This window comes from Chryseobacterium takakiae (assembly GCF_900129385.1).
Classification (GTDB): Bacteria; Bacteroidota; Bacteroidia; order Flavobacteriales; family Weeksellaceae; genus Chryseobacterium; species Chryseobacterium takakiae.
On record NZ_FQVO01000029.1, the window covers coordinates 1 to 2073 of the forward strand.

The window sequence follows — 2073 nt, forward strand, 5'->3', positions numbered from 1 at the left end:
AATTTTATGTTAAATAGATTTGGATTGTAAAGGAAAGACGTGTTATCTTTGCCCCACTGAAAACGGAAGGAAGTAGGTAGCGCAGAAGAGCCTTTCGGGGCTTAAGATTAAGAACTCCCAGCACGGGATACTGCCTTAAAAACTTTTACAGATTTTAATTAAAAAAAACTTGTAGGAATAAAAAAGATTAGTATCTTTGCAGTCCGGTAAAACGGGAGCAGGAGTTGAATTGGGAGAGTGGAGATGGAGGATTAAGGTTACTAGAAAAACTTTAAAATTTTCTTCAGAAACATTTGGTCAGTTCAGAATTAATTATTACTTTTGCACTCGCAAATACGAAACGAACACTGACAGAGAGGGTAGTTTTGTAGGAAGCGGAAGAAACGAAGATCATTGACATACAAAATAACAACCAAGTAAGGAAAAACTAAAGCGTTAAAAAACTTTGAGAGAGACAGACAAACATACAATGGAGAGTTTGATCCTGGCTCAGGATGAACGCTAGCGGGAGGCCTAACACATGCAAGCTGAGCGGTAGAGATCTTTCGGGATCTTGAGAGCGGCGTACGGGTGCGGAACACGTGTGCAACCTGCCTTTATCAGGGGGATAGCCTTTCGAAAGGAAGATTAATACCCCATAATATTTAGAGTGGCATCACATTAAATTGAAAACTGAGGTGGATAAAGATGGGCACGCGCAAGATTAGATAGTTGGTGAGGTAACGGCTCACCAAGTCGATGATCTTTAGGGGGCCTGAGAGGGTGATCCCCCACACTGGTACTGAGACACGGACCAGACTCCTACGGGAGGCAGCAGTGAGGAATATTGGACAATGGGTTAGCGCCTGATCCAGCCATCCCGCGTGAAGGACGACGGCCCTATGGGTTGTAAACTTCTTTTGTACAGGGATAAACCTATCTACGTGTAGATAGCTGAAGGTACTGTACGAATAAGCACCGGCTAACTCCGTGCCAGCAGCCGCGGTAATACGGAGGGTGCAAGCGTTATCCGGATTTATTGGGTTTAAAGGGTCCGTAGGCGGATGTGTAAGTCAGTGGTGAAATCTCACAGCTTAACTGTGAAACTGCCATTGATACTGCATGTCTTGAGTAAGGTAGAAGTGGCTGGAATAAGTAGTGTAGCGGTGAAATGCATAGATATTACTTAGAACACCAATTGCGAAGGCAGGTCACTATGTCTTAACTGACGCTGATGGACGAAAGCGTGGGGAGCGAACAGGATTAGATACCCTGGTAGTCCACGCTGTAAACGATGCTTACTCGTTTTTGGGGATTTATCTTCAGAGACTAAGCGAAAGTGATAAGTAAGCCACCTGGGGAGTACGAACGCAAGTTTGAAACTCAAAGGAATTGACGGGGGCCCGCACAAGCGGTGGATTATGTGGTTTAATTCGATGATACGCGAGGAACCTTACCAAGGCTTAAATGGGAATTGATCGGTTTAGAAATAGACCTTCCTTCGGGCAATTTTCAAGGTGCTGCATGGTTGTCGTCAGCTCGTGCCGTGAGGTGTTAGGTTAAGTCCTGCAACGAGCGCAACCCCTGTTACTAGTTGCTACCATTAAGTTGAGGACTCTAGTAAGACTGCCTACGCAAGTAGAGAGGAAGGTGGGGATGACGTCAAATCATCACGGCCCTTACGCCTTGGGCCACACACGTAATACAATGGCCGGTACAGAGGGCAGCTACACAGCGATGTGATGCAAATCTCGAAAGCCGGTCTCAGTTCGGATTGGAGTCTGCAACTCGACTCTATGAAGCTGGAATCGCTAGTAATCGCGCATCAGCCATGGCGCGGTGAATACGTTCCCGGGCCTTGTACACACCGCCCGTCAAGCCATGGAAGTCTGGGGTACCTGAAGTCGGTGACCGTAACAGGAGCTGCCTAGGGTAAAACAGGTAACTAGGGCTAAGTCGTAACAAGGTAGCCGTACCGGAAGGTGCGGCTGGAACATCTCATTTTAGAGCGTCTTTTAGACGATAAACAAAATTAGTATCGCAAGATACAAGTACTTATCTCAAAGTGAAGCTTTAGTTTTTTTATTGGTTGCT

Annotated in this window: 1 rRNA gene; it reads left to right on the forward strand. The window is 46.0% G+C overall.

Features of this window, described 5'->3' with window-relative positions:
- The first annotated feature begins 466 nt into the window (after positions 1-466).
- Positions 467-1983: ribosomal RNA gene (locus tag BUA76_RS18860) — 16S ribosomal RNA — on the forward strand.
- Positions 1984-2073: the final 90 nt, after the last annotated feature.